Below are 21955 nucleotides of genomic sequence, written 5' to 3'. Positions count from 1 at the left end.
AGGTGGTGGTGTATGGGTGGTTTTTGACAGTCAAGAGAGCCGACGGTGTGGATGTTGGAGGTGATGTGGGTGGATGTGTTTCGTGTTGATGAAAGGTTTTTCCGTAGTGGGGGGGATACACTCTCCATCGCCACAACGCGGCATTATCCGGAGCGGGTATTGCCGCATGGAACGATGTTGTCTCGTGAATGATCTAGTCTTGGCAAGCCCCGGGGAGAGATCGCCATGTACCGCTTTTTCGAGCAGTTGAGTTCACGCCTCGTCGCGCCGTTCATGGCTGAATCCTCGCGCAACAGCAAGATCTGGCCGTGCCGCTGCGGTCAGTCGCTGTTCTTTCGCAACAGCCAGTGCCTGGCCTGCAACGCAGCGCTGGGTTATCAACCCGAACACAGTCGGCTGACGCCGCTGCAACCGGGACCGTTCGTGGGCACCTGGACGCTGGACGTCGATCCCGGGGCCGGTCTGTTTCGGCGTTGCGCCAACCTCGATACCCCGGCGGCCTGCAACTGGCTGCTGCCCGCCAACGATCACGACACCCTGTGTGTTGCCTGCAATTTGAATCGCACCATTCCCGACCTGTCCGTCCCTGAGAACCCCGAACGCTGGCGCAAGGTGGAAATCGCCAAGCGGCGACTGGTGGCGCAACTGATCAACCTTGGCTTGCCGGTCATCCCGAAAACCGTCGACGAAGACACCGGTCTGGCGTTCGACTTCATCGGCGTCGATCTGCAGGGCAACGCGCCGATGACCGGCCACTCCAATGGATTGATCACCCTCGACATTGCAGAAGCCGACGACGCCCACCGTGAGCAGGTGCGGGCGCAGATGCACGAACCCTATCGCACATTGCTCGGGCATTTTCGCCATGAGGTCGGGCATTATTATTGGGATCGGTTTATCGCCAACGGCCCATGGCTGGGTGCGTTCCGCAACCTGTTCGGCGACGAGCGCGCCAGTTATGCCGAAGCGCTGGAGCGGCATTATCAACAGGGCGCGCCGGCGGACTGGTCGCAGCATTACGTCAGTGCCTACGCCACCATGCACCCGTGGGAAGACTGGGCGGAAACCTGGGCGCATTACCTGCACATGATGGATGCGGTGGACACGGCCCTGGGTTTCGGCATGAATACCCGGGAGATGGACCTCGATTACCAGCCGTTTCCGTCTAGCACGCTGTATGACCCCGAACATCCCGGCGCAGCGGCATTCCTGTCGTTCGTCAACGCATGGATCGAACTGGCCGGCATGCTCAACGAGCTGTCGCGCAGCATGGGCCAGCCGGATTTCTATCCCTTCGTCCTGCCGCCGGCGGCGATCGCCAGGCTGCACTTCATTCATCTGGTGATCCAGCAGGCGGGCGGCCGCGCCGACGAGGTGTTGCAGGCGCAATAGCAAGTACTTGAGTCCCCTCATATTTTTAATCTGCAACCAGCGGTTGTAACTTCGTCGCAGATAGGTACAATGGCGCGGCTCGCCGACAGGTGAGTGTCGTTATGGTGACCCTATCGGTCCCCCCGCAACGATCAGCCGTGAACCCGGTCAGGCCTGGAAGGGAGCAGCCGCAGCGGTGACATTGTGTGCCGGGGTGTGGCTGGTAGGGTTGCCACCTTGACGAACATCGAACGAATCAACAGCGAACTGCATGGGTTTTGCCCACTGCGGTTTTTTTATGTCTGCGATTTGGCGTTCAATGCAACACGCCGTGTCGGAGCTAGCCTGCTCGCGAAGGGGGCGACACGGGGTCATCATGTCCCCTGTAATCCCGCATACTCGCCTTAACCGAAATGAATGCAGAGTCTGGCCCGGATGGACCTTGTCGGGTCTGCGCCCAGGTCGCGAGGTTTTATGCTCCCGGAACATTCCGATTTATCCAGCCCCGTGTTCTTGCCCGTTACGGATGAAACCTGCGCGAACCTGTTGCAGGCGAGTGGCGCCAAAGCCCTCGAAGCCCTGACCGATCCAGAACTGGCGGCTGTGCTGGTCATCCAGAATCTGGTGCAAACGAAAGAGCAGGATTTCGGTGCCCTTGCGGCAGAGAAGATTCTGGCCAGACTCCTGGCGTGGGCCGTCGAGGCCCGTGAGTCAACGACTGCCGGCCTGCTGTCGGAAGCGCAGCGATTGTTCGATCAGCGCAAACTGTATTTCGGCCTGAAGGTCCTCAGATCATTGAATCTGCGTTTACTACTTGCCCAGGAAGTGTCTGCACGCGATTACTTGTTACCTGACGGCCAATGGGATTTTGAATACAAAATCCGCCACCATCGCCGCCATGATCCGTTCAGTCAGCCGTTAGTGACGCCCAGGCACCGTGAGCGTTGGCTGAGTCCGGCACAGGACAAACTGGTCAGGACCTTCCGCGCCAACCTGGACGAAGACTTGCACGTTCAAGGCTATGCAGGCGTCGGCAAGAGCCATTTGCTGGTGGCCCTGCTTGAGCATCTGCGCCCGGAAAAGACCCTGTTGCTGGCACGCACCCCGGCGAAACTTGAAATCCTTCGTCAGCGCATGGGTGGAGCAGGCGAGAAAAAGGCCGGCCAGACCTTCCTGGCCTTTGTTCGTTCGCTGTTGCTCGGTCGCAGGCCGCAGGCGGAAGGAACTCGAATGCCGAGCCGTCAGGCGCTGGCGCAGGAACTGAACATCTATGGTTTTCGCCACCACGACGGGCAGGCGACCCTTGATCTCTGCCTCAAGGTGATCGAGCGTTATTGCCGTTTTCGCGATCACACCTTCTCCGCTAAACATCTGCCGCATTTCAACCAGCCGCTCTCCAGCGTGGACGCTCAGGTGTTGCTGGAGTATTCGAGCCGTGTGTGGGGCTACCTTGAGCTCAATCCGGCGTGGGGCAGCCAGACCGGGTTCGAAGCGCTATTGATGATCAAGCGGGCCTGTATTGCCGGCTGCGCGGTGCCGGCGCGGTATACGCATGTGCTGATCGACGAGAGTCAGGATATTCCCGGGTCGCTGCTGCAGATCATCGAACGCGGCCGCCAGGTGCTGATCACGCTTGGCGACGAATATCAGCAGGCCAGCGGCGTGCTGGTCAAACGGCAGCGTGAGGTTCGCCAGAGCGATATCAGCTATTCCGTGCGCTCGGGTCGCAACGTCGAACGGCTGGTCAACCCATTGATCGCCCGGCACTCGCAGAAAGGCAAGATTCCATTCGAAGGTGGCAGTGATGCCGACGTCGTCATCAAGGAATACCCGGAGGGTTTTGTACCGCCCGAGGGCTGCGTGGTGCTGACGGCATCGCCGTGGGACACCATGATCTGGGCCATCCATCTGCACGATGCCAACTGCACGTTCAGATTCCCGGACAAGCCATCCCAGGATGACCTGAAGCATTTCATGGCCACGGCCATCGAACTGTTCAGACCGGACTTCTATCGCTCCGAATTCAGCGAAAACGGCGTGCATCCGTATTTCAGCGACCTGCCCGACTGGCAAGCCGTGTGCGACGCCAACCGGTTCGATGAGTCGTTTCTGCAGGTCAAGGCGAGGCTGGAAAATGGCTTCATGATTGCCGACCTGACACGCTTGAACCGAATGATCGACAACACCGGCAACGGGTGCATGCTGATGCTCGCGGAAGAGGCGGGGGGAATGGAGTTCGACAAGGTGCTGTTGACCCCGGGACTGCTGACCAACGAGAAATTCAAGGATGCCTACGAATTCGATCAGCGGATCTGCGCCGTCTACATCGCCATTTCCCGTGCCCGGTTGAAGCTGTACGTGCCGTACGATGTGGTCGACTGGGTCGAATATCACGAATATCAGAAGTTTCGAGATGCGGCGGGGCACTGATCATTCGTTGCCGTTCGCCGGTCAAGGGGTGTCCCCCGAACCTCCCGTATACAACCGGATAATGTCATCAATCTCTCCCGACATTTTCATTTGCAACAGGGTTCTCAATATTTGTTGCACCGGCACTTGCGGATCGTTGCGCACGTAACAGCCGACGCGATGCTCCTGCAACACCGCCACCCCTTGCAGTTGCTGCCCCGGCAGCAGGCGCTGGTTGAACCAGTCCAGTGTCCATTGATTGCTCACCGCGTAGCGGTATCGACCGGCCAGCAGCTTTTCCAGCACCTGTTCCTGATTGCGTGCATCCTCACGTCGTAAATGGTCGGCATCGAAGAGGGGTTGCAGGGTAGGGTAACTGTAGCCGCGCACGGTGCCGATCGGCTGGCGGGGCAGCAGGGCCGGGTCGGCGTCGGCTGGCTGGTCCTGACGGCTGATCAACAGATCGCGCTGGAACAGCAACGGAACACTCCAGATGTAATCGCCGGACTGATTCGGCAGCCAGGATTGCGCGGCATAACAGCGCACATCGACTTCACCATGCTCCATGGCGTTCTGCACCCGGGTGCGGGGCAGGACGTGAAACTCCGCCGGCACGCCGACCCGGGTCGCGAGGCTGAGCATCATGTCGTAAAGAATGCCCTGGGTCGGGCGGCCGCTTTCGTATTGCGCCAGCGGCATCGCCCAACTGTCGGCCATGGCGAAGCGCAGCGGTGGCTGCGCGGCCACCACATTCAGGCTGACTCCCAGTATTGCCCCCACGGCCCACCGCATACACGCTCCGGTATTTCCCGATCCCGAACCGATAAAAGCCTCCGCCCATGCAGCTTAGCCAGAATAGAACAGCGCACCGGATGCAATTTTGCCCTTGCTCCGCTAGCATTAGCCGCTTCTGCTTCCTTTGCCGCGACGGTTTTCGATGAGTTATCAGGTTCTTGCACGTAAATGGCGTCCGCGCTCGTTCCGCGAAATGGTCGGCCAGACCCATGTGCTCAAGGCTCTGATCAATGCCTTGGACAGCCAGCGCCTGCACCACGCCTACCTGTTCACCGGTACGCGGGGCGTCGGCAAGACCACGATTGCGCGGATCATCGCCAAATGTCTGAACTGTGAGACAGGTATCACTTCCAGCCCGTGTGGCGAGTGTTCGGTGTGCCGAGAGATCGATGAAGGCCGTTTCGTCGACCTGATCGAGATCGACGCCGCGAGCCGGACCAAGGTCGAGGACACCCGCGAGCTGCTCGACAACGTGCAATACGCCCCGAGCCGCGGGCGCTTCAAGGTCTACCTGATCGACGAAGTGCACATGCTTTCCAGCCATTCCTTCAATGCGCTGCTGAAAACCCTTGAAGAGCCGCCGCCCTACGTCAAGTTCATCCTGGCGACCACCGACCCGCAGAAGCTTCCGGCAACGATTTTGTCGCGATGCCTGCAGTTCTCCCTGAAGAACATGACACCTGAGCGTGTGGTCGAGCACCTGACCCACGTCCTCGGTGCCGAAAACGTGCCGTTCGAAGACGACGCCCTGTGGCTGCTTGGCCGCGCGGCGGACGGTTCGATGCGTGACGCCATGAGCCTCACCGACCAGGCCATTGCCTTCGGGGAAGGCAAGGTGCTGGCTGCCGACGTGCGAGCGATGCTCGGCACGCTGGATCACGGCCAGGTCTATGACGTGCTGCACGCGCTGATCGAAGGCGACGCCAAGGCGTTGCTCGAAGCCGTGCGTCACCTGGCCGAACAGGGCCCGGACTGGAACGGCGTGCTCTCGGAAATGCTCAATGTGCTGCACCGCGTCGCCATCGCTCAGGCGTTGCCGGAAGGCGTCGACAACGGCCATGGCGACCGTGACCGGGTGCTGGCGCTGGCGCAGGCCTTGCCGGCCGAAGACGTGCAGTTCTACTACCAGATGGGCCTGATCGGCCGCCGCGACCTGCCGCTGGCGCCGGATCCGCGAGGCGGTTTCGAAATGGTGCTGCTGCGGATGCTGGCCTTCCGGCCGGCGGACACGGCAGATGCCCCGAGGCAATCACTAAAGCCAGTGGGGATCAGCCAGGCCACAGTTGATTCCGCAAGCGCAGTGGCTGCCGTGCCGAAGCCTGCGCCGGTAGAGGCTGCGGCTGTTGCGCCGGCTCCTGTGGTTGCGCCAGCTCCCGAGCCTGCGCCGGTTGTCCCGGTGATCGTGCCTGAAGCCGTTCATGAACCGGAGCCGGAACCGGTGGCAGTCGAAGAAGCAGTCGTCGACCTGCCGTGGAACGACCCGGTAGTGCCGGCGACCGTGCAGCAGCCGGCCGTCGAGCCGGTACTGGAGACCACCGCCGAGCAACCGGATCTACCGCCGATGCCGCTGCCGACCCCGGACAGTGTCGTGCCTGACGCCCCGGAGTGGGTCGCTGCGCCGATTCCCGAGCCGTCGGTGGCCGATGTCGATGCCGCTACACCAGGCATGGACATGGATGACGAACCGCCGCTTGATGAAGATTACATCGAGCCGGACATGGATTCTGCCTACAGCTATCTTGACGATCTGGCCAGCGAACACGCCGTCGATCCGGCGCCGGAGCCCGAGCCGGAACCTGCCGCTGCGCCGGCCACCGGTCTGGCCCTGCAATGGCTGGAACTGTTCCCGAAACTGCCGATTTCCGGCATGACCGGCAGCATCGCCGCCAACTGCACGCTGATCGCGGTCGATGGCGACAACTGGCTGATGCACCTGGACCCGGCCCACAGCGCCTTGTTCAACGCTACCCAGCAACGTCGTCTGAACGATGCCTTGAACCAGTATCACGGCCGCACGCTGAACCTGAGCATGGAGCTGATCAAGCCCGAGCAGGAAACCCCGGCCCAGGCCGCCTCCCGGCGCCGTGCCAACCGTCAGCGCGAGGCGGAGGAGTCGATCCACGGCGATCCATTCATCCAGCAGATGGTGAAGGAGTTCGGCGCGGTCGTGCGACACGATACTATTGAACCTGTCGACGCCCTGGCCAGTCAGGGCTAATAACTGAAGGCGTTCGGGGCAAGTCGCCGGGCGCTGTATTGATCCAAGTACTTTTGAGGTGATTACCATGATGAAAGGTGGCATGGCCGGCCTGATGAAGCAGGCGCAGCAGATGCAGGAAAAAATGGCCAAGATGCAGGAAGAGCTGGCCAACGCAGAAGTCACCGGCAAGGCCGGCGGCGATCTGGTCACCGTGGTGATGACCGGTCGTCACGACGTCAAGAAAGTCAGCATCGATCCGAGCGTGCTGCCGGGTCTGGACGAAGACGACCGTGAAGTGGTCGAGGATCTGGTGGCTGCTGCAGTCAACGCCGCCGTGCGTCAGATCGAAGCCAACAGCCAGGCGAAAATGGGCAGCATGACCGCCGGCATGAACCTGCCGGCCGGTATGAAACTGCCGTTCTGATTCGTCTACCCACGGCGCACGAGTGAAAAAATGCCAGGCATCGCGCCTGGCATTTTTGGTTTCGCAATCAAGTCCTTACCGTATCACCAGCGGGCCCGGATCCTGTGATGTGGCGGGTACCTCGGACCGGACATTGACGCTATCCGGAGGCGCGGGTATAAACCGCGTCTCGTTGTTTTGTCGGACTTTTCCCCATGAGCTTCAGCCCTTTGATTCGCCAACTGATCGACGCCCTGCGAGTTTTGCCAGGTGTGGGTCAGAAAACCGCCCAGCGCATGGCGTTGCAGTTGCTCGAACGTGACCGCAGTGGCGGCACGCGTCTGGCCCAGGCATTGGGACAGGCCATGGAAGGGGTCGGACACTGCCGTCAGTGCCGCACGTTGACCGAGGACGATCTGTGCCCGCAATGCGCCGACCCGCGCCGTGACGACACGTTACTGTGCGTGGTGGAAGGGCCGATGGATGTCTACGCGGTCGAGCAGACCGGGTTCCGCGGTCGTTACTTCGTGCTCAAGGGCCATCTGTCACCGCTGGACGGGCTCGGGCCGGAGGCCATCGGCATTCCGCAACTGATGGCGCGGATCGAAGAGGCGGGCACCTTCACCGAAGTCATCCTCGCTACCAACCCGACCGTGGAAGGGGAAGCGACGGCGCACTACATCGCGCAATTGCTCAACAACAAGGGGCTGATCGCCTCGCGTATCGCTCATGGCGTGCCGTTGGGCGGCGAGCTGGAACTGGTGGACGGCGGCACACTGGCCCACTCGTTTGCCGGGCGCAAGCCGATTTCTCTCTGAACCTCACAATCTGGTTGAAAACCAAGCAAGCGCTCGGTTAAGTTCGGCGAACCCTTCCATGGAGTTCGCCGATGCCCGCCTTCCAGGAATACTTCGACCCCAGCCACCAATTGGTTCGCGACAGCGTCAGACGTTTCGTCGAGCGTGAAATCCTGCCGGACATCGATGCGTGGGAAGAAGCTGAAAGCTTTCCCCGTGAGCTGTACCTCAAGGCCGGTGCGGCCGGCATCCTCGGCATCGGTTATCCGGAGGTGCTGGGCGGCAGTCACGAAGGCGATCTGTTCGCCAAGATCGCCGCCAGCGAAGAACTCATGCGTTGCGGCTCCGGCGGGCTGGTGGCCGGGCTCGGTTCGCTGGATATCGGCTTGCCGCCCATCGTCAAATGGGCCCGGCCCGAAGTGCGTGATCGCGTCGTCCCTCTGGTACTCAGTGGCGAGAAGATCAGCGCGCTGGCCGTGACCGAGCCGGGCGGCGGCTCCGATGTCGCCAATCTGCAGACCCGCGCTGTACGCGATGGCGATCATTACCGGGTCAGTGGCAGCAAAACCTTTATCACCAGTGGTGTGCGTGCCGATTACTACACCGTCGCGGTGCGTACCGGTGAGCCGGGATTTGGCGGTATCAGCCTGCTGTTGATCGAGAAGGGCACGCCGGGTTTCACCGTCGGCCGCCAACTGAAGAAAATGGGCTGGTGGGCGTCAGACACGGCTGAATTGTTCTTCGACGATTGCCGGGTGCCTGTGGGAAATCTCATCGGTGCCGAGAACATGGGCTTTGCCTGCATCATGGGCAACTTCCAGAGCGAACGACTGGCGTTGGCGCTGATGGCCAACATGACGGCTCAGCTGGCGCTGGAAGAGAGCCTGAAATGGGCGCGGGAGCGTGAAGCGTTCGGCAAACCCATCGGCAGGTTTCAGGTGATCAAGCATCGCCTTGCGGAAATGGCCACCGCGCTGGAAGTCTCGCGGGAGTTCACCTATCGGCAGGCGGCGAAGATGGCGGCGGGGCAAGGCGTGATCAAGGAAATCTCCATGGCCAAGAACTTCGCCACGGACACCTCGGATCGCATCACCCATGAGGCGGTGCAGATTCTCGGGGGGCTGGGTTACATGCGCGAAAGCCGGGTGGAACGGCTGTATCGGGATAATCGCATCTTGTCGATTGGCGGCGGGACGCGAGAAGTGATGAACGAGATCATCAGCAAGCAGATGGGGCTTTAGGTTTTGCAGTGAGGCTGCCGGCCTCTTCGCGAGCAAGCTCGCTCCCACAGAGGGACGCATTCCAACTGTGGGAGCGAGCTTGCTCGCGAAGGCGGTGGAACAGGCGCTATTTACTTATCGGTCAACGCAAACTGCGTCAGGCAGAACGTCGGAATTCCCATGTCTTCCAGACGCTGCGAACCACCCAGCTCCGGCAGATCGATGATCGCCGCCGCTTCATGAACGCGGGCGCCCATGCGGCGGATCAGGTTGGCCGCTGCGATCAGCGTGCCGCCGGTGGCGATCAGGTCATCGAACATTACCACCGAATCACCTTCGCACAGGCTGTCGGCGTGGGCTTCGAGGAACGCTTCGCCGTACTCGGTCGCATAACCTTCCGCCAGCACGTCCGCCGGCAGTTTGCCTTGCTTGCGAAACAGTACCAGCGGCTTGTTCAGTTGATAGGCCAGCACCGAACCGATCAGGAAACCACGCGCATCCATCGCTCCGATGTGGGTGAAGTCGGCTTCCACGTAACGGTGGGCGAAGCTGTCCATCACCAGGCGCATGGCCTTGGGCGACTGGAACAGCGGGGTGATGTCGCGAAAAATCACGCCCGGTTTCGGGAAATCGATCACAGGGCGGATCAGGGATTTGATGTCGAAGGAGTCGAAGACCATCGTCGAGGTGTCCTGGCAGGGCTGCAAACGGCGCAGTATACCCGCGGCTGAAACGATACGCTCGGCCGCGGGTCGAGATCAGACTTCGAGCGAGCCGCCGGCCAGGGCGCAGAGCTGGATCGGGTCGAGGATATGGATTTCCTTGCCCTCGGCGGCGATCAGTTCGTTCTGCTGGAAGCGGGTGAAGACCCGGGACACGGTTTCCACTGCCAGTCCCAGATAATTGCCGATTTCATTGCGCGACATGCTCAGGCGGAACTGGTTGGCCGAAAACCCGCGAGCGCGGAAACGGGCCGACAGGTTGACCAGGAAGGTGGCGATGCGTTCGTCGGCGGTCTTTTTCGACAGCAGCAGCATCATTTGCTGGTCGTCGCGGATTTCGCGGCTCATCACGCGCATCAGCTGACGGCGCAGCTGCGGCAATTGCAGGGCCAGTTCGTCGAGGCGCTCGAACGGAATTTCGCAGACCGAAGTGGTTTCCAGGGCCTGGGCGGAAACCGGGTGTTTCTCGGTGTCCATGCCGGACAGCCCGACCAGTTCGCTCGGCAGGTGGAAGCCGGTCAGTTGTTCTTCGCCGGTATCGCTCAGGCTGAAGGTCTTCAGGGCGCCGGAGCGTACTGCATAAACGGAATCGAAGGTGTCGCCCTGGCGGAACAGGAACTCACCCTTCTTCAGCGGGCGGCCACGTTTGACGATTTCGTCCAGCGCATCCATGTCTTCCAGATTCAGCGAAAGTGGCAGGCAGAGAGGGGCCAGGCTGCAATCCTTGCAATTAGCCTGGTTGTGAGCGCGCAGTTTGACTGGCTCGGACATTTCTTAAATCCTTGTGGGAAAACACACATAAGGCGTAAGGGTAACCCAGGGGGAGACATTCAGGCCAGCCTGTGGCGAGATTGCCCCACGGGCAAAAAGCCGCAGAGCAATGCGCAGACCTGTTGAAGGGGTTGACCCGCAAGGAAACGACTTCATGGTGTGCACGCAATTGATGTCGGTTCAGATCACTCGGGAAAAGCGCTGACGGTTCTGCTGTTCCAGATACGCATCGAACACCATGCACACCGAACGCACCAGCAGGCGTCCGGCCGGCAGCACGTTGATCCGTTCGCGATCCAGCTCGATCAGCCCGTCCTTTGCCATATCTTGCAGCTGCGGCCAGAGCGCGCCGAAGTAACCCTGGAAATCGATGTTGAACGTGCGCTCGATCTCGGCGAAATCCAGGCTGAAATTGCAGATCAATTGCTGAATCACTGCACGGCGCAGGCGATCATCGGCGTTGCATACCAGGCCACGGCTGGTGGCCAGTTGCGCGCCGGCGAGGGTGTTCTGGTATTGATTGAGGTCGCTGCTGTTCTGGCAGTACAGATCGCCGATCTGGCTGATGGCCGACACGCCCAGGCCGATCAGATCGCAATGCCCGTGGGTGGTGTAGCCCTGGAAGTTGCGTTGCAGGGTCGATTCTTCCTGAGCGATCGCCAGTTCATCGTCGGGCAGGGCGAAGTGATCCATGCCGATATAGCGGTAGCCGGCGGCAGTCAGTTGCTCGATCGTGCGTTGCAGCATTTCCAGTTTTTGTGCCGGGCTCGGCAGTTCGTTGCCGTTGATCCGCCGCTGCGGCATGAAGCGTTCCGGCAGATGCGCATAATTGAACACCGAGAGCCGGTCCGGTTGCAGGCTGATGACTTCTTCAACCGTGCGGGCGAAGTTGTCCGGAGTTTGCTTGGGCAGGCCGTAGATCAAGTCGATGTTGATCGAGCGAAATTGCAGGGTGCGCGCCGCGTCGATCACCGCGCGGGTTTCTTCCAGGCTTTGCAGGCGGTTGACCGCCCGTTGCACCGCCGGATCGAGATCCTGCAGGCCGATGCTGACCCGGTTGAAGCCCAGTTCCCGCAGCAGGCCCATGGTCGACCAGTCGGCTTCGCGCGGGTCGATCTCGATGCCGTAATCGCCGGAGTCGTCATCCAGCAGATTGAAATGCTTGCGCAGGTGCGCCATCAGTTGCCGCAATTCATCGTGGCTGAGAAAGGTCGGGGTGCCGCCGCCGAAGTGCAGTTGCTCGACTTTCTGCGCCGGGTCGAGGTGGCAGGCGATCAGCTGGATTTCCTGCTCCAGCCGTTGCAGGTAGGGCAGCGCACGGCCGCGATCCTTGGTGATGACCTTGTTGCAGGCGCAGTAGTAGCAGATGTTCGCGCAGAACGGCACGTGCACGTACAGCGACAACGGGCGCAAGGCCTTGCGGCTGTCGCGCAGGGCATGGAAAAGGTCGAAGGTGCCGACCTGACTGTTGAATTGCACGGCCGTCGGGTACGAGGTGTAGCGCGGCCCCGCCAGGTCGTAGCGGCGGATCAAATCGGTGTCCCAACGAATGGCGTCGAGCATGCGGGCATTCCCCCGGATAGGCTGGCAGTGTGAGCGAGTCTAGGGGAGGGGGCGACGGGGCATCTTGATTTGCATCAAGCCTGGATCAGTGGCCCATCAGCCAGTGTTGATGCGGCCCTGGCAGGGTCCAGAGACCGAACAGGATTACCAGCAATCCACCGGCCATGCGTACGCTGCGTTTGCGCAACAACGCCGTGACCCGCTCGGCAGCCAGGCCTGTCGCGAGCAACACCGGCCAGGTGCCGAGCCCGAAGGCGAGCATCAGCAATGCGCTGTCCAGTGCATTGCCCTGACTGGCCGACCACAGCAGTGTGCTGTAAACCAGCCCGCACGGCAGCCAGCCCCACAGCGCACCGAGCAGCAAGGCCCGGGGCAGGCTCGACACCGGCAGCAAGCGGTTGGCCACCGGTTGAATGTAGCGCCACAGGCCGCGCCCCAGACTTTCGATGCGGGTCAGGCCGCTCCACCAGCCCGCCAGGTACAGGCCCATGGCGATCAACAGCAACCCGGCAAGCACACGCATAAACAACGCCGCAGGACTGTTGGCCACCGCCCATCCCGCAAGCCCGATCAACAATCCGGCCGTGGCATAACTGAGAATCCGTCCGAGGTTGTAAGCCAGCAATAATCGAAAGCGTCGGCTGCGTTGTTCCTTGGGAATCGCCAGGGTCAGCGCGCCCATCAGGCCGCCGCACATGCCCAGGCAATGCCCGCCGCCGAGCAGGCCGAGAATCAGCGCAGACACCAGCAGCGGCGCCAGATCAAGCATGGGGCGGCGCCTTGTCGTCCGGTTTGATCGGGTTGGCTTCGTCCACGGCGGCCGTGTGCTTCGGGTCCTGGTCGTCGAACAGGATGCTGTGGGCCGGGCCGTCGAGGTCGTCGTACTGGCCGCTGTCCACCGCCCAGAAGAAGATGTAGACGGCGATGGCCACGATCAGCAGTGCGGCCGGAATCATCACGTAGAGAGCTGGCATCTGTACTCCATGCCCGTGCGGCTCAGGCCGGCAGCGGGCGGGTTTCTGACGAGGCGTTGACGGTCGGCGCGCTCGGCAGGCGAGTCAGTCGCAGGGCATTGAGCACCACGGTCAGCGAACTGATCGACATGCCGACAGCGGCCCACACCGGAGTGATCCAGCCGAGGGCGGCGAACGGCAACATGAGGCCATTGTACAGCGCGGCCCACAACAGGTTTTCGATGATGACCCGACGGGTGCGGCGGGCCAGCGTGAAGGCTTGCACCAGGGCGTCGAGGCGGTTGGACAACAGCACCGCGTCGGCACTGGTTTTCGCCAGGTCGGTGGCCGAGCCCATGGCCACGCTGATGTCCGCAGCGGCCAATACAGGCACATCGTTGACCCCGTCGCCGAGCATCAATACCTTGCGGCCGTCCTTGTGCAGTTGTTGCAGTACCTGCAGTTTATCGTCCGGACGCAAGCCGCCCCGGGCTTCGTCGATGCCCAGTTCGGCGGCGACACTGGCGACCATCGGCGAACTGTCGCCCGACAGCAGCAGCGTATGCCAGCCGCGGGCCTTGCACACCGCGAGCAGGGCCGGGGCATCGGCACGCAGGCGATCATCCAGGACGAACCATGCCAGTGGGCCTTGGGTGTCGCCCAGCAGCAACCATTGGCCCGGTTCGTCAGGCATCTTCGGCACAGGCGCGCCACTGAGATCGCAGACGAAATCCGCCTGCCCGATGCGCAGTCGCTGTTCGCCGACCAAGCCTTCAAGCCCCAGCCCCGGCGTGTTGTGAACCTCTTCGGCGGCCAGCGGCGCCCGACCAAAGGCCCGGGCAATCGGATGTTCCGAACGGTTCTCCAGCGCAGCGGCGAGGCTCAGGCACCGGTCGCCGTCGAGGTCACCGAGGGGGCGAATCGAGCGCAGCACCAGACGCCCTTCGGTGAGGGTGCCGGTCTTGTCGAAAATCACCGTGTCGATCTGGTTCAGGCCTTCCAGCACATGGCCGCGTGTCAGCAGCAGACCCAGCTTGTGCAGCGTGCCGGTGGCGGCGGTAAGTGCGGTCGGTGTGGCAAGCGACAATGCGCAAGGGCAGGTCGCCACCAGCATGGCCAGAACGATCCAGAAGGCTCGCGAGGGATCCAGTTCCCACCACAGCAGACCGATCGCCGCGGCAGCAATCAATGACAGCAGCAGGAACCATTGCGCGGCGCGGTCGGCGATTTCCGCCAGACGTGGTTTCTCTGCCTGAGCGCGATCCAGCAAACGGACGATGGCCGACAGCCGCGTGTCCTGCCCCAGCGCCTGCACTTCGACGGTCAGTGCGCCTTCCACATTCAGCGTGCCGGCGGTGACCGCGTCGCCGGGCGTGCGCATCTGCGGCAGGTATTCGCCGGTCAGCAGGGATTCATCAATGCTCGACTGGCCGTCGAGGATTCTGCCGTCCGCCGGCAGCACCGAGCCGGGCTGCACCAGCACCCGGTCACCGAGGCGCAGTTCGCTGAGCAGGATCCGTTCACTCTGGCCAGCGTCGTCCAGGCGCAAGCAAGAGGCGGGCAACAGGTTCACCAGTTGCGCAGTCGCAGCGGCGGTGCGTTCCCGGGCGCGGCGTTCCAGATAACGCCCGGCCAGTAGGAACAGCGCGAACATGCCCACTGCATCGAAATACAGCTCGCCGTTCCCGGTGATCGAGGTCCAGATGCCGGCGACGTACGCCGCACCGATAGCCAGCGACACCGAAACATCCATGGTCAGGTGACGGGTGCGCAAGTCACGCATGGCACCCTTGAAAAAAGGCGCGCAGCTGTAGAACACAATCGGTGTGGTCAGAAACAGCGCGACCCAGCGCAGGATGGTGTGCAGTTCGGGGCTGAGGTCAATGTTGAATTCCGGCCAGGTTGCCATGGTCGCCATCATCGCCTGGAACCACAGCAGTCCGGCGACACCCAGTTGGCGCAAGGCGAGACGGTTCTCGCTGGCCAGTTGTTCGCTGGCGCGGTCGGCCTGGTACGGGTGTGCGGCGTAGCCGATGTGGCGCAATTCGCCGAGTATCTGGCTCAGTGGCAGTTGCGCATCGGCCCAGCGCACGTGCAGGCGATGGTTGGACAGATTCAGCCGCGCCTCGGCCACGGCGGGCAAGGTGCGCAGGTGTTTCTCGATCAGCCAGCCGCACGCGGCGCAACTGATGCCTTCCATCAACAGTGTGGTTTCGGCCAGTTCGCCTTCGTGGCGGACGAAGGGTTGCTGCACATCGGCGCGGTCATACAGCGCCAGTTCATCCACCAGTTGCACGGGCAGCGCCTCGGGGTTGGCCGAGGCTTCGCTGCGGTGCTGGTAATAGCTTTCGAGCCCGCCGGCGACGATGGCTTCGGCCACGGCCTGACAGCCCGGGCAGCAGAACTCGCGGGACTCCCCGAGCACGACAGCAGTGAAGCGGCTGCCCGTCGGAACGGGCAGGGCGCAGTGGTAGCAGGGGAGTGGGGTGGTCATCAGGAGGGTTGCTTACTTGTCCAGGTCTTCCGCGCCTTGCAGCGGTTCGTCACCGAGCAGCAGATCCTTGTCATGGCTGACCACTTCTTCCTCGAACATGCGCCATACCTGATTGCCCTGCGAACCCAGCAACTCAACAAAACGACGACCTTCGACCTTGTCGTTCACCTGGCCGATGTAACGACCCTGCTCGGTTTCACTGCGGGTCAGGACGATCTTGCGATCCTTGTCCGGCTGGGTCGGGGAAATCAGGTTCAGTTCCAGGGTTTTTGGCTGGCTGTCGCCGCTCAGGCGCAAGTCGACTTCGCCAGTGACGTCGTCCAGGTGCACGTTGGCGCGCATTTTCAGGGTCTGTGCCAGCAGTTCACGGTCCAGCGAACGATTGATGCCCTTGCCGGCCTCGTAGTAGTTGTCGTTGACCAGGTTGTCGGGGTGATTCACTGCGATGGTCACCATGGACAGCGTCAAGGTCACCGAGCAGGCCAGGATCCCGATGATGATCCATGGCCAGAGATGCTTGTACCAGGGGCTTGCGGCGTTTGCGGCGGGCATGTTCAGTTCTCTCAACGATTCTGTGGGCCGATGAACCGGCTCTTGGCTTCGACGTGGACGCTGTCGTCATCGGCATCCTTGAGGATGAATTTCACCTCGTTGGTGCTCGACGGCAGTTGTTCGGGGGCGCTCGACAGTTCGACCGGCATGCTGAAGATTTCCCCGGCCGGGACCTTGATTTCGCGTCTGCCCTGCAGGCGCAGATCCGGCAGGCCGGCGGCTTCCAGCACATAGGTGTGGTCGCGCTGATCCTTGTTCATGATCTTCAGGCTGTAGACGTTTTCGATCCGGCCTTCGGCGTTCTCGCGGTACAGCACGCGGTCCTTGCTGACGTCGAAGCCCACCAGCGAACGCATGAAGAAGGCGGTGACCAGCAGGCTGATCATCGCCAGCAGCACCACGGCATAGCCGATCAGGCGCGGACGCAGTTTATGGGTTTTCTGCCCGGACAGGTTGTGTTCGGTGGTGTAGCTGATCAGGCCACGCGGGTAATCCATCTTGTCCATGATGCTGTCGCAGGCGTCGATGCACGCGGCGCAGCCGATGCATTCGATCTGCAGGCCGTCGCGGATGTCGATGCCGGTCGGGCAGACCTGGACGCACATGGTGCAATCGATGCAATCGCCCAGGCCCTGAGCCTTGTAATCGATGCCTTTCTTGCGCGGGCCACGACTTTCGCCGCGACGCGGATCATAGGAAACGATCAGCGTGTCCTTGTCGAACATCACGCTCTGGAAGCGCGCATATGGGCACATGTAAATGCACACCTGCTCACGCAGCCAGCCGGCGTTGCCGTAGGTGGCGAGGGTGAAGAACCCGACCCAGAAATACGACCAGCCATCGGCCTGCCCTGTGAAGAAGTCGATGACCAGCTCACGGATCGGCGAGAAGTAGCCGACAAAGGTCATGCCGGTGACGAAACCGATCAGCAGCCACAGAGCGTGCTTGGCGAATTTGCGCAGGAACTTGTTGGCGCTCATCGGCGCCTTGTCGAGCTTGATGCGCTGGTTTCGGTCGCCTTCGGTGACCTTTTCGCACCACATGAAAATCCACGTCCATACGCTTTGCGGGCAGGTGTACCCGCACCAGACCCGGCCGGCATACACCGTGATGAAGAACAGGCCGAACGCGGCAATGATCAGCAGGCCGGAGAGCAGAATGAAATCCTGTGGCCAGAAGGTGGCGCCGAAAATGAAGAACTTGCGTTCCGGCAGGTTCCACCACACGGCCTGATGGCCGCCCCAGTTCAGCCAGACCGTTCCGAAATACAGCAGGAACAGCACGGTGCCGCCCATCATCCGCAGATTGCGGAACAGGCCGGTGAAGGCACGGGTGTAGATTTTTTCTCGAGAGGCGTAGAGATCGACGCTGTTGTTCGCGTTCTTGTTGGGGGGCGTGACGTCGTGTACCGGAATCTGATTACTCATCGTTGCATCCCACGGCAGTGGAAAAATGCCTCGGCCGATACGTGCCGGCCGGGGTCAAAAAGGGGTGTTGCAGTGGCCCAATGATACGCCTGTCATGCCGACGAACGGGTGCGACCTTTGGTCGCGTTGGGGAAATATCCTGAATGGTGTAGCGAATGCAACAAAGCATGATGCAGATCAATTGACTATAGACGATCCCTGATCCTGCTTTGGCGAGCGGCTGTTCCGGCGCGTTCCGACGTCAAGTCAGCTTTCCGCCTCCGAGGCTGTCCAGCCTGCTGTTCTTATTCTTCCCGGTTTGTTCGGCGGACTGCGTGTCGCGGCTGTCGGGGTCTTTTACGGGTGAGTCTTCGATGTCCGGATAACCGTAAGTGAAGTCATCATGGGGGCGGACACAATCGTAATCGGATTCTCGCATGGGTTTTCATCCTTGAAGTGAGTGCGGCGAACGTCAAGCTACAGGGCTGATCCGTTGATCGTCCATCAGGCACTTGTCGCAAATCATTAGGGAGCCGGAATGCAAAAGGCCCCGCCAATGTTCATTGGCGGGGCCTTTCCTGCTTCAAGCGTTGGCCTTACTGAGCCTCGGCTTCCGGTGCTTTTTCACCATGGGACAGGCTGTAGACGTAAGCCGCCAGCAGGTGAACCTTGTCGTTGCCTTGCAGTTGTTCCTGGGCAGGCATCTGGCCCTGACGGCCGTAACGGATGGTCTGCTGCAGTTGCGCGAAGCTCGAGCCATAGATGAACGCGGCAGGGTGAGTCAGGTTGGGAGCGCCCATTGCCGGCGTGCCTTTACCTTCCGGACCGTGGCAGGCCACGCAGTTGGCAGCGAACAGTTTCTGGCCGTTGGCCGGATCCGCCTTGGTACCTTCCGGCAACTTGCGGCCATCCAGATTGGTCAGCACGAATGCCGCCACGTCCGCCACGCCTTGCTCGCCGATTACTTCGGCCCAGGCCGGCATCACCGCGTGACGGCCGCCCATGATGGTGGTCTTGATGGTTTCCGGTTCGCCGCCCCAGCGCCAGTCGGCGTCGGTCAGGTTAGGGAAGCCATAGGCGCCCTTGGCGTCGGAGCCGTGGCAGACCGAGCAGTTGGACGCGAACAGACGACCGCCCATCTTCAGGGCTTGCGGATCCTTGGCCACTTCCTCGATCGGCATGGCCGCGAACTTGGCGAAGATCGGGCCGAACTTGGCGTCCGAGCGAGCCATTTCCTTTTCCCACTCGTGAACGCCGGTCCAGCCGGTCTGGCCGTTGGCGAACGGGGTCTGCTTTTCGTTATCGAGGTAGTTGTAGCCCGGCAGCAGACCTTTCCAGCTGCCCAGGCCCGGGTACAGCACCAGATAACCCAGGGCGAAGACGATGGTGCCCACGAACAGCATGAACCACCATTTCGGCAGCGGGTTGTCGTACTCCTCGATCCCGTCGAAGGAGTGGCCGACGGTCTCGTCGGTCTGCTCGGCGCGCTGACCCTTGCGGGTCGACAGCAACAGCCAGGTCAGGGAAAAGATCGTACCGAGACTGAGGACTGTGACGTACAGACTCCAGAATGTAGTCATTCTTTGTTACTCCTAGAAGCTTGCTCGACGTGCTTGATGGCTTCGGGATCATCCGCGAAGGGCAGCAAGGTCGCGTCTTCAAACTCCGACTTGCGCTTGGGGCTGAAAACCCACAACGCCAGGCCGATGAAGGCAACCATCACGACAACGGTGCCCAGGCCTCGAATCATCCCGATATCCATCAGAATCACCGTTTGCTTTTGATGATGGTGCCCAGGCCTTGCAGATAGGCCACCAGCGCGTCCATTTCGGTTTTACCCTTCACAGCGTCTTTTGCACCGGCAATGTCTTCGTCGGTGTAAGGGACGCCGAGCGTGCGCAACACTTCCATTTTCCTGGCCGTGTCTTTGCCGTCGAGCTTGTTTTCCACGAGGAACGGGTAAGCCGGCATTTTCGACTCAGGCACGACGTTGCGCGGGTTGTACAAGTGCGCACGCTGCCAGTCATCGGAGTAACGACCGCCGACACGGGCCAGGTCCGGACCGGTACGCTTGGAACCCCACAGGAACGGGTGATCCCACACGCTTTCACCGGCGACCGAGTAGTGGCCGTAGCGTTCGGTTTCGGCACGGAACGGGCGGATCATCTGCGAGTGGCAGCCGACACAGCCGTTGGCGATGTAAACGTCGCGGCCTTCCAGTTCAAGGGCGGTGCGCGGCTTCATGCCTTCGACCGGCTTGTTGGTGACGTCCTGGAAAAACAGCGGAACGATTTGGGTCAGGCCACCGACGCTGACGGCGATGACCATGAAGAAGGCCAGCAGGCCGATGTTCTTCTCGACAGCTTCATGCTTCATCAGTGAGCTCCAACTACGGCGATCTTGGCGGCGGCTTCAGCTTCAGCCGGGTCCGAGGCGCGAACGGTGCGCCACACGTTATAGGCCATCAACAGCATGCCGCTGGCGAAGAACGCACCGCCCAGGGCACGGACGATGTAGCCAGGATGGCTGGCCTGCAGCGCTTCGACGAACGAGTAGGTGAGGGTGCCGTCGTCGTTGATTGCACGCCACATCAGGCCTTGAGTGATGCCGTTGACCCACATCGAAGCGATGTACAGCACGGTACCGATGGTCGCGAGCCAGAAGTGCGCGTTGATCAGACCGACGCTGTGCATCTGTGCGCGGCCGAACAGTTTCGGGATCATGTGGTAGATCGCGCCGATCGAGATCATCGCCACCCAGCCGAGCGCGCCGGCGTGTACGTGGCCGATGGTCCAGTCGGTGTAGTGCGAGAGCGAGTTGACGGTCTTGATCGCCATCATCGGACCTTCGAAGGTCGACATGCCGTAAAACGCCAGCGAGACCACGAGGAAACGCAGGATCGGGTCGGTGCGCAGCTTATGCCAGGCCCCCGACAGGGTCATCATGCCGTTGATCATGCCGCCCCAGCTTGGCGCCAGCAGGATGATCGACATGGCCATGCCCAGCGATTGTGCCCAATCCGGCAGCGCGGTGTAGTGCAGGTGGTGCGGACCGGCCCAGATGTACAGGGTGATCAGTGCCCAGAAGTGCACGATCGACAGGCGATAGGAGTAGATCGGACGTTCGGCCTGTTTCGGCACGAAGTAGTACATCATCCCCAGGAAGCCGGTGGTCAGGAAGAAGCCCACGGCGTTGTGGCCGTACCACCACTGGATCATCGCGTCGGTTGCGCCCGAGTAGGCGGAGTAGGACTTGAAGAAACTCACCGGCAGGGACGCGTGGTTGACGATGTGCAGCATCGCCGTCACGACGATGAAGGCGCCGTAGAACCAGTTGCCCACATAGATGTGTTTGGTCTTGCGTTTGGTGATGGTGCCGAAGAACACCAGACCGTAGGTGACCCAGACAATGGCCAGCAGAATGGCGAGGGGCCATTCCAGTTCCGCGTATTCCTTGGTGGTGGTGTAACCCAGCGGCAAGGTAATCAGCGCGCCGACGATCACGGCTTGCCAGCCCCAGAAGGTGAAGGCCGCGAGGCTGTCGGAAATCAGTCGCGTCTGGCAGGTTCGCTGCACGACATAGTAGGAAGTGGCGAACAGTGCACAACCACCGAAGGCAAAAATCACCAGGTTTGTGTGCAACGGGCGCAGGCGTCCAAAGCTCGTCCAAGGCAGACCGAAATTCAACTCCGGCCAGACCAGTTGCGAGGCGATGAAGACACCGAGCCCCATGCCAAGGATCCCCCAGACCACCGTCATGATGGCGAACTGGCGGACTACCTTATAGTTATAAGCAGTCGGACTGATTGCTGTGCTCATTCTAAGGTTCCACGGTTTGGGTGTTTTATTAGGATTAAAATCGGTCGCAAGTATGTAGAAAGCAGGGGGTCAATGCAACGCGCCATGACCTGGGTCAATGCTTTCCAACGCTGATTCTGCGGCCTTTCCATGCGCCGCGTAAGGACAAAATTGCCCTCGGAAAAAAATCTCCCGGCGGACAAAAAAAGCGAGGGGTCCCGGTCGGCCGAAACGGGGTATGTTGGAACGCCAGGTTCGGGTGACGGACGGTCATCGGCGCGACAGCCGGTATCTACCGGCCTTTGCGGCCATGTCAGTCAGCCGATTCGTTCAACGCCTCGTTCAGGGGCAACATGGAACCGGCACGGGCCAGTCCGCATCGAGCAAGCGTAGACCCGAATCCGGGGAACCGAAAGGAGAGGGGAAGAGGGGGTGCGACAATGCGTCGCAAAGAGGCTGGAAACTGCCGCACTGAAAACGTGCGGCAGTGTTGTACTCAATG

20 protein-coding genes and 1 other RNA gene are annotated in these 21955 nt (G+C 61.3%); 7 read left to right on the top strand and 14 right to left on the bottom strand.

What is annotated here, in order from left to right; genetic code table 11:
- Window positions 1-225 precede the first annotated feature (225 nt).
- The 3 genes from ACK6BI_RS10525 (at window position 226) to ACK6BI_RS10515 (ending at window position 3801) form a co-directional block, all read left to right on the top strand.
- A complete protein-coding gene (locus ACK6BI_RS10525) occupies window positions 226-1392 on the top strand; it encodes a putative zinc-binding metallopeptidase (RefSeq protein ID WP_409317026.1) in 1167 nt (388 codons plus the stop codon).
- 111 nt (window positions 1393-1503) lie between these two features.
- Window positions 1504-1600, top strand: an RNA gene (gene ffs / locus ACK6BI_RS10520) — signal recognition particle sRNA small type.
- 245 nt (window positions 1601-1845) lie between these two features.
- Window positions 1846-3801 (top strand): hypothetical protein, encoded by a 1956-nt coding sequence (locus tag ACK6BI_RS10515; protein WP_409317025.1) that lies wholly within the window; start codon window positions 1846-1848, stop codon window positions 3799-3801.
- A gap of 21 nt (window positions 3802-3822) precedes the next feature.
- Here the strand turns inward: ACK6BI_RS10515 and ACK6BI_RS10510 are convergent, their stop codons facing one another.
- Window positions 3823-4572, bottom strand: a complete 750-nt coding sequence (locus tag ACK6BI_RS10510) for a substrate-binding periplasmic protein (RefSeq protein ID WP_409317024.1) — start codon at window positions 4570-4572, stop codon at window positions 3823-3825.
- Between the two features lie 145 nt (window positions 4573-4717).
- Here ACK6BI_RS10510 and dnaX point away from each other — a divergent pair, with 145 nt between their 5' ends.
- The 4 genes from dnaX to ACK6BI_RS10490 all read left to right on the top strand — a co-directional run bounded on the left by dnaX (window position 4718) and on the right by ACK6BI_RS10490 (window position 9216).
- Window positions 4718-6793, top strand: a complete 2076-nt coding sequence (gene dnaX, locus ACK6BI_RS10505) for a DNA polymerase III subunit gamma/tau (RefSeq protein WP_409317023.1) — start codon at window positions 4718-4720, stop codon at window positions 6791-6793.
- Window positions 6794-6860: 67 nt separating this feature from the next.
- Window positions 6861-7199, top strand: a complete 339-nt coding sequence (locus tag ACK6BI_RS10500; RefSeq protein WP_007951650.1) for a YbaB/EbfC family nucleoid-associated protein — start codon at window positions 6861-6863, stop codon at window positions 7197-7199.
- A gap of 194 nt (window positions 7200-7393) precedes the next feature.
- Window positions 7394-7996, top strand: coding sequence for a recombination mediator RecR (recR, locus tag ACK6BI_RS10495; protein ID WP_065259715.1), 603 nt, complete (start codon window positions 7394-7396; stop codon window positions 7994-7996).
- A 71-nt stretch (window positions 7997-8067) separates the two neighbouring features.
- Window positions 8068-9216: an acyl-CoA dehydrogenase family protein gene (locus ACK6BI_RS10490; RefSeq protein ID WP_409317022.1), complete on the top strand. Its 1149-nt coding sequence runs from the start codon at window positions 8068-8070 to the stop codon at window positions 9214-9216.
- 110 nt (window positions 9217-9326) lie between these two features.
- On the opposite strand, the gene ACK6BI_RS10485 is transcribed toward ACK6BI_RS10490, so the two are convergent.
- The 13 genes from ACK6BI_RS10485 to ccoN all read right to left on the bottom strand — a co-directional run bounded on the left by ACK6BI_RS10485 (window position 9327) and on the right by ccoN (window position 21474).
- A complete protein-coding gene (locus ACK6BI_RS10485) occupies window positions 9327-9875 on the bottom strand; it encodes an adenine phosphoribosyltransferase (protein WP_065259713.1) in 549 nt (182 codons plus the stop codon).
- A 78-nt stretch (window positions 9876-9953) separates the two neighbouring features.
- Complete coding sequence (fnr, locus tag ACK6BI_RS10480) at window positions 9954-10688, bottom strand: fumarate/nitrate reduction transcriptional regulator Fnr (RefSeq protein ID WP_007951654.1); 735 nt, start codon at window positions 10686-10688, stop codon at window positions 9954-9956.
- Window positions 10689-10868: 180 nt separating this feature from the next.
- Window positions 10869-12251, bottom strand: coding sequence for an oxygen-independent coproporphyrinogen III oxidase (gene hemN / locus ACK6BI_RS10475; RefSeq protein WP_409317021.1), 1383 nt, complete (start codon window positions 12249-12251; stop codon window positions 10869-10871).
- Window positions 12252-12336: 85 nt separating this feature from the next.
- Entirely contained in the window at window positions 12337-13020 is a 684-nt protein-coding gene (locus tag ACK6BI_RS10470) for a sulfite exporter TauE/SafE family protein (RefSeq protein WP_409317020.1), read from the bottom strand.
- On the bottom strand, window positions 13013-13225 hold the full coding sequence (gene ccoS / locus ACK6BI_RS10465) for a cbb3-type cytochrome oxidase assembly protein CcoS (RefSeq protein WP_409317019.1): 213 nt from the start codon (window positions 13223-13225) through the stop codon (window positions 13013-13015). The genes ACK6BI_RS10470 and ccoS overlap by 8 nt, the downstream gene beginning before the upstream one ends.
- A 22-nt stretch (window positions 13226-13247) precedes the next feature.
- The gene (locus ACK6BI_RS10460; protein WP_409317018.1) at window positions 13248-15698 is read right to left on the bottom strand and encodes a heavy metal translocating P-type ATPase; all 2451 of its coding nucleotides are present in this window, start codon (window positions 15696-15698) and stop codon (window positions 13248-13250) included.
- A 12-nt stretch (window positions 15699-15710) separates the two neighbouring features.
- Window positions 15711-16250, bottom strand: coding sequence for a FixH family protein (locus ACK6BI_RS10455; protein ID WP_409317017.1), 540 nt, complete (start codon window positions 16248-16250; stop codon window positions 15711-15713).
- Between the two features lie 11 nt (window positions 16251-16261).
- Window positions 16262-17677, bottom strand: coding sequence for a cytochrome c oxidase accessory protein CcoG (ccoG, locus tag ACK6BI_RS10450; RefSeq protein ID WP_065259707.1), 1416 nt, complete (start codon window positions 17675-17677; stop codon window positions 16262-16264).
- A gap of 241 nt (window positions 17678-17918) precedes the next feature.
- Entirely contained in the window at window positions 17919-18095 is a 177-nt protein-coding gene (locus ACK6BI_RS10445) for a hypothetical protein (RefSeq protein WP_409317016.1), read from the bottom strand.
- Between the two features lie 157 nt (window positions 18096-18252).
- Complete coding sequence (gene ccoP / locus ACK6BI_RS10440; protein WP_065259705.1) at window positions 18253-19236, bottom strand: cytochrome-c oxidase, cbb3-type subunit III; 984 nt, start codon at window positions 19234-19236, stop codon at window positions 18253-18255.
- Window positions 19233-19418, bottom strand: a complete 186-nt coding sequence (locus ACK6BI_RS10435) for a CcoQ/FixQ family Cbb3-type cytochrome c oxidase assembly chaperone (RefSeq protein WP_003175465.1) — start codon at window positions 19416-19418, stop codon at window positions 19233-19235. The genes ccoP and ACK6BI_RS10435 overlap by 4 nt, the downstream gene beginning before the upstream one ends.
- Before the next feature lie 5 nt (window positions 19419-19423).
- Entirely contained in the window at window positions 19424-20032 is a 609-nt protein-coding gene (gene ccoO, locus ACK6BI_RS10430; protein ID WP_057396232.1) for a cytochrome-c oxidase, cbb3-type subunit II, read from the bottom strand.
- Complete coding sequence (gene ccoN, locus ACK6BI_RS10425; protein WP_065259704.1) at window positions 20032-21474, bottom strand: cytochrome-c oxidase, cbb3-type subunit I; 1443 nt, start codon at window positions 21472-21474, stop codon at window positions 20032-20034. Before ccoN ends, ccoO begins: the two co-directional genes overlap by 1 nt.
- Window positions 21475-21955 lie beyond the last annotated feature (481 nt).

Origin of the sequence: Pseudomonas sp. KCJK9016 (assembly GCF_046231795.1) — a bacterium.
Lineage (GTDB): Bacteria > Pseudomonadota > Gammaproteobacteria > Pseudomonadales > Pseudomonadaceae > Aquipseudomonas > Aquipseudomonas bananamidigenes.
Note: the sequence above shows the minus strand (reverse complement) of the source record. Positions and strands in the feature narration are given on the sequence as shown.

Excerpts from the sequence above, each read along its gene's own strand:
- ACK6BI_RS10525 (WP_409317026.1), top strand. The coding sequence starts at position 226 with ATGTACCGCTTTTTCGAGCAGTTGAGTTCACGCCTCGTCGCGCCGTTC.
- ACK6BI_RS10515 (WP_409317025.1), top strand. The coding sequence starts at position 1,846 with ATGCTCCCGGAACATTCCGATTTATCCAGCCCCGTGTTCTTGCCCGTT.
- ACK6BI_RS10510 (WP_409317024.1), bottom strand. The coding sequence starts at position 4,572 with ATGCGGTGGGCCGTGGGGGCAATACTGGGAGTCAGCCTGAATGTGGTG.
- dnaX (WP_409317023.1), top strand. The coding sequence starts at position 4,718 with ATGAGTTATCAGGTTCTTGCACGTAAATGGCGTCCGCGCTCGTTCCGC.
- ACK6BI_RS10500 (WP_007951650.1), top strand. The coding sequence starts at position 6,861 with ATGATGAAAGGTGGCATGGCCGGCCTGATGAAGCAGGCGCAGCAGATG.
- recR (WP_065259715.1), top strand. The coding sequence starts at position 7,394 with ATGAGCTTCAGCCCTTTGATTCGCCAACTGATCGACGCCCTGCGAGTT.
- ACK6BI_RS10490 (WP_409317022.1), top strand. The coding sequence starts at position 8,068 with ATGCCCGCCTTCCAGGAATACTTCGACCCCAGCCACCAATTGGTTCGC.
- ACK6BI_RS10485 (WP_065259713.1), bottom strand. The coding sequence starts at position 9,875 with ATGGTCTTCGACTCCTTCGACATCAAATCCCTGATCCGCCCTGTGATC.
- fnr (WP_007951654.1), bottom strand. The coding sequence starts at position 10,688 with ATGTCCGAGCCAGTCAAACTGCGCGCTCACAACCAGGCTAATTGCAAG.
- hemN (WP_409317021.1), bottom strand. The coding sequence starts at position 12,251 with ATGCTCGACGCCATTCGTTGGGACACCGATTTGATCCGCCGCTACGAC.
- ACK6BI_RS10470 (WP_409317020.1), bottom strand. The coding sequence starts at position 13,020 with ATGCTTGATCTGGCGCCGCTGCTGGTGTCTGCGCTGATTCTCGGCCTG.
- ccoS (WP_409317019.1), bottom strand. The coding sequence starts at position 13,225 with ATGCCAGCTCTCTACGTGATGATTCCGGCCGCACTGCTGATCGTGGCC.
- ACK6BI_RS10460 (WP_409317018.1), bottom strand. The coding sequence starts at position 15,698 with ATGACCACCCCACTCCCCTGCTACCACTGCGCCCTGCCCGTTCCGACG.
- ACK6BI_RS10455 (WP_409317017.1), bottom strand. The coding sequence starts at position 16,250 with ATGCCCGCCGCAAACGCCGCAAGCCCCTGGTACAAGCATCTCTGGCCA.
- ccoG (WP_065259707.1), bottom strand. The coding sequence starts at position 17,677 with ATGAGTAATCAGATTCCGGTACACGACGTCACGCCCCCCAACAAGAAC.
- ACK6BI_RS10445 (WP_409317016.1), bottom strand. The coding sequence starts at position 18,095 with ATGCGAGAATCCGATTACGATTGTGTCCGCCCCCATGATGACTTCACT.
- ccoP (WP_065259705.1), bottom strand. The coding sequence starts at position 19,236 with ATGACTACATTCTGGAGTCTGTACGTCACAGTCCTCAGTCTCGGTACG.
- ACK6BI_RS10435 (WP_003175465.1), bottom strand. The coding sequence starts at position 19,418 with ATGGATATCGGGATGATTCGAGGCCTGGGCACCGTTGTCGTGATGGTT.
- ccoO (WP_057396232.1), bottom strand. The coding sequence starts at position 20,032 with ATGAAGCATGAAGCTGTCGAGAAGAACATCGGCCTGCTGGCCTTCTTC.
- ccoN (WP_065259704.1), bottom strand. The coding sequence starts at position 21,474 with ATGAGCACAGCAATCAGTCCGACTGCTTATAACTATAAGGTAGTCCGC.